The 7,498-nt window shown below is 34.4% G+C and carries 13 protein-coding genes and 2 pseudogenes; all 15 read right to left on the reverse strand.

Going from position 1 to position 7,498, the window contains the following annotated elements; genetic code table 11:
* Window positions 1-3: 3 nt before the first annotated feature.
* On the reverse strand, window positions 4-342 hold the full coding sequence (locus ACO5V7_RS07595) for an Imm59 family immunity protein (protein ID WP_485485694.1): 339 nt from the start codon (window positions 340-342) through the stop codon (window positions 4-6).
* Window positions 343-393: 51 nt separating this feature from the next.
* The gene (locus ACO5V7_RS07600; RefSeq protein WP_485485695.1) at window positions 394-726 is read right to left on the reverse strand and encodes an Imm59 family immunity protein; all 333 of its coding nucleotides are present in this window, start codon (window positions 724-726) and stop codon (window positions 394-396) included.
* Between the two features lie 172 nt (window positions 727-898).
* Window positions 899-1,321: pseudogene (locus ACO5V7_RS07605) on the reverse strand (hypothetical protein).
* Between the two features lie 80 nt (window positions 1,322-1,401).
* Window positions 1,402-1,734, reverse strand: coding sequence for an Imm59 family immunity protein (locus ACO5V7_RS07610; protein ID WP_485485696.1), 333 nt, complete (start codon window positions 1,732-1,734; stop codon window positions 1,402-1,404).
* A gap of 179 nt (window positions 1,735-1,913) precedes the next feature.
* Complete coding sequence (locus ACO5V7_RS07615) at window positions 1,914-2,147, reverse strand: Imm74 family immunity protein (protein ID WP_485485697.1); 234 nt, start codon at window positions 2,145-2,147, stop codon at window positions 1,914-1,916.
* A 39-nt stretch (window positions 2,148-2,186) separates the two neighbouring features.
* Window positions 2,187-2,561, reverse strand: coding sequence for a hypothetical protein (locus tag ACO5V7_RS07620; RefSeq protein WP_485485698.1), 375 nt, complete (start codon window positions 2,559-2,561; stop codon window positions 2,187-2,189).
* Between the two features lie 112 nt (window positions 2,562-2,673).
* Window positions 2,674-3,003, reverse strand: coding sequence for an Imm59 family immunity protein (locus ACO5V7_RS07625; RefSeq protein WP_485485699.1), 330 nt, complete (start codon window positions 3,001-3,003; stop codon window positions 2,674-2,676).
* Window positions 3,004-3,080: 77 nt separating this feature from the next.
* Window positions 3,081-3,824 (reverse strand): Imm59 family immunity protein, encoded by a 744-nt coding sequence (locus tag ACO5V7_RS07630; protein ID WP_485485700.1) that lies wholly within the window; start codon window positions 3,822-3,824, stop codon window positions 3,081-3,083.
* The gene (locus ACO5V7_RS07635; RefSeq protein WP_485485701.1) at window positions 3,817-4,146 is read right to left on the reverse strand and encodes an Imm59 family immunity protein; all 330 of its coding nucleotides are present in this window, start codon (window positions 4,144-4,146) and stop codon (window positions 3,817-3,819) included. The genes ACO5V7_RS07630 and ACO5V7_RS07635 overlap by 8 nt, the downstream gene beginning before the upstream one ends.
* A 48-nt stretch (window positions 4,147-4,194) precedes the next feature.
* The gene (locus ACO5V7_RS07640; RefSeq protein WP_485485702.1) at window positions 4,195-4,512 is read right to left on the reverse strand and encodes an Imm59 family immunity protein; all 318 of its coding nucleotides are present in this window, start codon (window positions 4,510-4,512) and stop codon (window positions 4,195-4,197) included.
* A 27-nt stretch (window positions 4,513-4,539) separates the two neighbouring features.
* Complete coding sequence (locus ACO5V7_RS07645) at window positions 4,540-4,863, reverse strand: Imm59 family immunity protein (protein ID WP_485485703.1); 324 nt, start codon at window positions 4,861-4,863, stop codon at window positions 4,540-4,542.
* A 74-nt stretch (window positions 4,864-4,937) separates the two neighbouring features.
* Entirely contained in the window at window positions 4,938-5,351 is a 414-nt protein-coding gene (locus tag ACO5V7_RS07650) for a hypothetical protein (RefSeq protein WP_485485704.1), read from the reverse strand.
* Window positions 5,352-5,505: 154 nt separating this feature from the next.
* On the reverse strand, window positions 5,506-5,856 hold the full coding sequence (locus tag ACO5V7_RS07655; RefSeq protein WP_485485705.1) for a hypothetical protein: 351 nt from the start codon (window positions 5,854-5,856) through the stop codon (window positions 5,506-5,508).
* A gap of 19 nt (window positions 5,857-5,875) precedes the next feature.
* Window positions 5,876-6,226 carry a hypothetical protein gene (locus ACO5V7_RS07660; protein WP_070444746.1) on the reverse strand — a complete coding sequence of 117 codons (351 nt, stop codon included), beginning with the start codon at window positions 6,224-6,226 and terminating at the stop codon, window positions 5,876-5,878.
* Window positions 6,213-7,498 (reverse strand): annotated as a pseudogene (locus ACO5V7_RS07665) (hypothetical protein); the annotation flags it as partial. The pseudogene ACO5V7_RS07665 and the gene ACO5V7_RS07660, both read right to left, overlap by 14 nt.

Below are 7,498 nucleotides of genomic sequence, written 5' to 3' on the forward strand. Positions count from 1 at the left end.
CTTCTAGTAACCCTCTTTTTCATCCCAGAGGGGAGAGGAATAATATGGAGAAAATCCAACTTTAAGTCCTTTTCTAGTCGATTCTACAAAATGTTCTAATTTACTTATAAAAGCAGTCTTCGCCTCTTCAAAATTGTCAAATTCTATAGTGTTTCCCATAATATATGACCTGTCATCTCGACCATTAATCATAAATTTACTATCTTTATAGAATAAGTGAAATGCAAATGGAAGATTTTTATTTTCATCAAATAATACATAATGTATACTTTCAAGTTTCTTTTCTTTAATTTCCTTTTCTACATCTTGTTTCATAAATTTAAAATCTAATGTATCTTTCATTTTATTACCTCTTTTAAAAATCCTAATTTTTCATAAAAGGGGGGTTATTTATTATTCTGTGACATCATCCCAGAGAGGGGATGGATAATATGGAGGATGCCCAGTTTGAATTTCAAGTCTATTTAACTGGACAAAGGTTTCCATTTTTTTGATAAAAAAATGTTTTGCCTCCTCATAGTTCTCAAATTCCCATGATTTCCCAATAATATAGGAACGCTCATCTCGACTATTAACTATAAATTTATTATTTTTATAATACAGGTGAATAGCCCAAGGCATATTACTGTCCTCATCAAATAGTACATAATATAGATTCTCGTATCCATGTTCATGTATAGTTTTATCTAAGTCGGCTACTAAATTCAGCACGTTAATTTCTGACATAATTACTTAATCTCCCTCACTAAACCTAAATCTTCATAAAAACTAAGAGATGAACCCAATTGAATCTGGGTTCCCCCTCCTTGCCCAAATACTTTGGGAAATTTTTCCTTTACGAATATTCGCCAACTCCTCTATGTCAAGGCCATAGTCACCGCCAAGAGTTCCTTACAAGTTATTTCAATGGTGACACATAATCATCTGGAAGTTTGCCTCTCCAGTCAATCCACATTTGCTCAGCAATCGGAATTAATTTTTCAAGTTCTTCTTTAGTAAATAAATCTCTAGTTTCAGGTAAATCAATTAAAGATGTAGGACTCTCTTCTATGAATCGTTTCTCACTAGCCTTCTTTTATTCTTCTGTCGGTGGCCAACAATCGTTCTGAAGTTTACTTAATATTTCTAACTGCGTTCTCTCTCCGCTTTCTAATAAGGTAAATAACTCGTTTGGTAATTCATAAACCACTCGCTGAGGGGCAATTCCTCCCTCCTCAGTAACGTAATAAAGATTATTGCCATCTCTCCATATATGCTGGCCATAACCTTCAACTTCTTCAAACTGAATGACATCTTCCCACTGTAAAGTTGTGCGCCCCATACATAATCACCTCTTTTTTGAACTTATGTCCTTGAATAATAATTTTTAAATGCTTCACTTTTCAACTCACTTAATAGTAGTTATTTTTCTTTAGATTGGTCCCAAAGCGGGGATGGATATTGAGGAGCACAACCATTGGAAATATAGTACTTGTTTCTTGAAACAGTATGTTCTAATAACTCCATAAATTTTTCTTTTGCTTCTTTAAAATTAGTATACTCAAAAATCTTTCCTTTCCCAGCTCGATCCCTTGTTAGATATACCTCATATTTTTCAGTTTCATTATTGAACTCAATTCGCGTTTCCCATTCTGAGAGACCATGCTCATTAAAAACCGAGTATCGTAAACTTTCATATCCTAATTCTTTAATTTCTTTCAGAATATTTTCTCTAAGTAATTCCATCTTTTTCATTTCTTCACCTTATTGAGACTAAACTTGCTGGCTGCTGAGGAGGCCGCATACCCTCCTATCAGGTTCCCTAAAAAGTTTGCGATTTGAGCATCCTCTTCGCTTCCACCTACAAGCTTGGTCCCATGATAGGCAACCTGACCCGTTGTATAGAGATTCATTTTTCTTAGAATACAACATAATTATACAAAGTCTAATTGAATAGTTTGATTGCTCTCCATTTTTTTAGCTGTATTAATAATATTTTCTATTTCTCTTTGAGTTATCGGAAGATTCTCATGAGGGGCCTCCCATTGTGTCATACTATCTTTATAAACAACAAATTTTTTATTGATCAGCAATTCTCCTTGTGCTTTTAAGCGGAAACCATTCTCTAAATCAAAAGTAATTGTAGATCTTGTTCCTGTAATTTTCATTTCTACCTCTCGAATATCATTTTTTCTACTTATTCATCTTCAATCCTCTATCATTAGCGGAAAAATATCTTCCCCTCTGTGCATTTTTTCTTCCATTTCTTTCCACTCTAAAACCAATTTATAAAGTTCATTTGTAGGAATAAAGCATGAAACGCCTAATATTTCTTCCTCAAATTGGAAGTAAACTTCTGTTATTTCTTTTCCAATTTCGATCCCCAACAAATTACCATCAAAAGCATATTCTTCCATATTCCCAGCAATTACATTTTCCAAAGCTTCTCTGACATCCAGATAAAAATTATGAACCTCAGAATTTAAAAAGTTTGACAGAGATTGACAACTAGAGCTATCGAATTCTACTAGCAAAAATTTCTGACGATTTTTATTTACTTTTACAATATAGTTTCGTTTCATTTATAAGTACCTTTAAATTTATTCTAATTTTGTGGATAAGCAGTAATAATTTCCCCTCAGAATTTAAAATTATTTCAATGTTTATTCCATCATAAAAGGAAGGAGTCATTTGTTATTCTGTGGCATCATCCCAGAGGGGGGATAGATAGTTAACCGGCATTCCTTCCTTGACATAGTATCGATTAATAATAACTATATCTGCTAAAAAATCTAAAAATTTTGTTTTTGCTTCTTGGAATGTATGATAACCATGCTTTCCATTAAAACTTCCTCTATCCATTGTTCCGTATACAAAATATAAATTTTCTACTTGATTATATTCAATGACGACTTCCCATTCTCCAGGTTTTTCCTCTGAAAATATTGAGTATCTTAAACTTGAGTAACCTAATTTCTCAATTTCCTTTAGAAGATCCTTTTTCTGTAATTCTAAATTACTCATTATTTTATCCCCACGTAGAACATCTCCAACATTTCCTACTTTTATATTCTCTAAAATTCTTTAGTTTTCCTTTCAATTTAATTTATGTCTATTTCCTTCCTTCTTCTCTCTCCATACTTAGGATTAATTATACTAAATAAGCGAATTTGTTCTTCTTGAAAAAGGGTATCATAACGGTCAAAATCTCCATTAGCATTAGCCCATGCATTTTTTGATGCAATTCTAGTAACATATGATTGCAAAAGATAATAAAGAATATCTTCCTTATTATCAAATTTCTTCTCAGAATTTATTTTGCCACGTTCGACACCAACAATGTAGTAATAATCGCCCTCTAAATAAATAGTACGCCCTTCCGGTAAGAATAGAGATGGTTTTTCTTCTGTAAATAAATCCGACTGATTAAGATTTGTCTCCCCTATTTTTAATAGTAATTCCATTAATTCTTGCTTTAACTGCATTATTTTCACCTCGGATTCGTCTCTCATCTTCTGGTAATCCTCTTTTTCATCCCAGAGGGGGGAGGAATAATCCGGGGTTTCCCCTATCTTTACTCTGAATTGATTAGATTTTACAAAATGTTCTAATCTTTCCAAAAAAGCTATTTTTGCATCTTCAAAACTGGTAAACTCTATCGTATTCCCCAAAACATATGATCGATCATCTCGACCATTAATCATAAATTTACCATCTCTATAGAATAAGTGAAATGCCCATGGAAGACGTTTAGTTTCGTCAAATAAAGCGTAATGTAAGCTCTCAAAATGACGTTTTTTAATTTCTTGTTCAACTATATATTTCATGTTCTCAATATCAATCATCGATTTTCTCCCATAATGGAGAGGAGTATTCAGGAACTTCTCCATTTTTTATAGCAGCTCTATTTATTTTCACAGTGAGGTCTAGTTTTTCTATAAATTTATTTTTTGCATCCTCAAAATTATCAAATTCCAATTTTTTGTTATAACTTGCTCTATCCGTTGTAGCGTAAACAAAATAATGTTCACTAGTAGAATCAAACTCAATTCGAACTTCCCATTCACTTGGTCTATGATCATTGAAAATGGAATATCTCAAACTTTCATATCCCAACAATTTAATTTCTTCCATTAGTTCTTGTTTCTCTTTATCTAAATTTACCATTATTTTACCTCTCTCAAGAACCCTAATTTTTCATCCCTCTGTATCTTTTTAATCCTCATCCCAAAGTGGTGACAAATATGGATGAGAAAATCCTAGTTCTGATGCTAAATGTTCAGCGTCAATTGTTTGTTTTAGTATACTCATGAATTTGTCTATAGCTTCATTAATAGTATCGTATTCCCAAGTTACTCCAACAACATATGAGCGTTCATCTCTATTATTTATCATAAACTTGTTATCCCTATAAAATAGATGTGTCGCCCATGGAAGATTGCTCTGCTCATTAAACAACTCATATCTCAACGTTTGAAAGTTATTCTTTCTAATTAATATTTCTATTTCCTGCTTTAAAATATCCATATCCATCTCTATTCCTCTTTTTGTTAGCGACAATTATTGTTCCGGCGTATCCCATAGTGGTGAAGGATACGGTGGTTTGAAACCTAACTTTCTTCCTTTTAAAGTCACTTCAACAAATCTTTCTAACTTATCTATAAAATATTGTTTTGCATCTGAAAAAGAATCAAATTCAACGGTATTCCCTATGACATATGACCTTTCATCCCGCGTATTAATCTTGTATTTATTGTTGTCATAAAAGAGATGAAAAGCATACGGCTGACTACTATGTTCATCAAACAACACATAAGATAGGCTTTCAAGACCCCGTTCTTTAATCTCTGATAAAAGTTCCAATTGTTGTTCTCTATGATCCATCGTTACTTTTCTCCTTTAAGAGTCACACCCTACTCTACAGCCATCCCTACCTTTTATTGTTAAACCATTTCGAATTACTCATATATATATAAACCTTTTCCCTTCTCTATACTAGGTGGTTGATTCATTCTAAACTTAGACATACTTGGAATATCGTCAGATTTGGTTAAGTTAAAATCGATAAAAATGACTGTTTTTGAATCCTCATTAAACTTTCCTTCTACTGATAAATTATAACCTACAGTAGATACTCCATTGCTAATAGGCTCAACTGTCATTGTGTTCCAATCAAATTGTATAGACTTAATTTTGGGATGTTTCACCTGTACCCATGCTACGATTTGTTTTTCATGTTCCTTCAACCATGCTAACTGCTTATCTTTTGCGGTCGCAAAGATTGTATTCGTACGCCACTCTTGATTACTTAACACTACTGCGCCTACACCTAACAGCGTAACGGTTCCTATGATTGCTAGTTTTTTCTTCATTTCCCCACCCCTACCTTTTTCGTTATAAGATTTAACCTCTTCTGCACTTTTATCATACCATATTCATGAAAATAAATTCGGTATTTTTTCAAAATTAATACACAAAAATACCACTGGTAACCCAGTGGTATCATCAATTATTGTATTTTAATCTCTACAGCCATCCCTTTGTTTTCAAATACTCATCGGGGATACGCAGTTCAATCTCTGCCATGATCTCTTTTAAGTAGCTGTCCCAATCTGTTATTTCTTCAAAAAAATATTTTTTTTGGGGAAGTGAGATTCCAATCCCTTTACTAATCACAATATAAAAATCTGTAAAACCTAATTCATAACCAAAATGAGCTTCATAATAATCATAGGCTTTAAATTTAATACTAAACATTTGATGATTTGGCACATCTACCACATCGTAAATGGTCATGTCTGAAGCTCTATCTCCGAACGCTCTTTGAATACGTTCGCTCACTTCTGTCGCTAGCTCTTGCATACTTTTTTTCAACATATGAACACCTCCTGATCTTTCATCTCCAACCCTTGGCTTTTAAAAATTTCTCTGGGATATAAGACTCGATGTCTAACATGATTTCTTTTAGGTAGCTGTCCCAGTCACTTATTTCGCTGTAATGGCTATTTGGCTTAGAAATCACTTTTTCTTTGTTAAGATTAAGGAGTAGGTGAATTTCAAATAAATCGTTTTCGTATATAAATCTTACCCCAGCAAAGTTATAGATGAGAAATTTCAGTTTGAATGTATGACGATTGGGTTCATCATTTATATCATATGCCGTAATAGTATCTACTTTATCCGTAAAAACTTCCCTGATTTTCTTTCGAGTTTCTCTCGCAAGTTCTAGCATATTATTTGTTTGCATACCAATAATCTCCTATTAAATCTAAATCTTTATATCCATGTTGTTCTTGTAAATAATCCCATTCCCACCGTAGTGCAGAATTTTTATACTTATCCAAAGTAGGATCATGCGAAAATCGAATGGTCTTGCCTTGTGCTACAGCGTCGTCTAACGCTGATTTATTAAACGCATCAAACATTTGCTTATCATCTAAGTTATACTTCTCTTTTATTTTATTCCACAAGTTACCAACATCAAAATATGATGAACCATCCGCCTTAGCCAAAGTATTATATGAACCTGGCCCAGGAGTCCCATAATCCACTTTGCCATCTGGTCTAATTGTAGGTTCATATTTTCCTAATGTCATTGTATCAGATTCAGGATTTTTAATACTCATTTTTCTGATTTCTGTATATACCTCATCAGACATATTTTTTATTGATGACTTCAACAACTCAGGTTCTTGAACTTGCACCTTAGTTATTGAAGTTTTTGGCACAGTCTTTCCGTTCAAACTAAATTTCTTAACGGCTTTAGAGACTGCGTATCCTCCAACAAAGTTCCCCAATAAGTTCATCAGTTGTGCAGTTTCTTCGTTTCCACCGAGAAGTTTTGTTCCATGGTAGGCTGCTTGACCTGTTGCTAAACCTCCGACTGTTCCCCAGAAGAACTGCGAGAGTCCTTGGGCAATACTTTTTGTCTTCGCAATCGGTATGAACACCCCTGTTGTTAGGGTGAAGACTTGTCCAAATCCGTGGTATAGCTCGCCATTTCCTAAGAAAATGGTATCTCGAATCGGATTCATCGCAAAGGATTTTCCATCTCCAGATAATCCATAATAAATATTCTGTCCCGCTTCGATAGAATTCGAAGCCCCATACATGAACATGCCAACTCCCGCAATCTTAAGCATTGGCGCCACAATCGGCAAAGCAGTCCCTCCGGACATGGCCAGCGCCGATACCCCGGCTACGAATGTCAAGACTCCAAAGACGAGATTCATAAGCCCTTGCTTGGTTCGTTCTTCGGCATGAAGTGCCTCCATGCGCACTTGATCACGTTCAAGAGCTGCTTGAATAATGCCCATACGATCATTTAGTTGAGCTGTCACTTGTTCATAGGCTACCATAAACCGTTGGACAGAGGGTAGTTTTCCAAAGGCTCCCGATTGATAACTTCCCATACTGCGGTCTCTACTCGAATGCTCCGCCAACAAACTCTTTGTTGCATCTAGTAATTCCTTAAACGCCTGCAAATCTTGGCGAGCATGCATCTCTTCATATTGCGTAA

The organism is Granulicatella sp. (assembly GCF_057274575.1).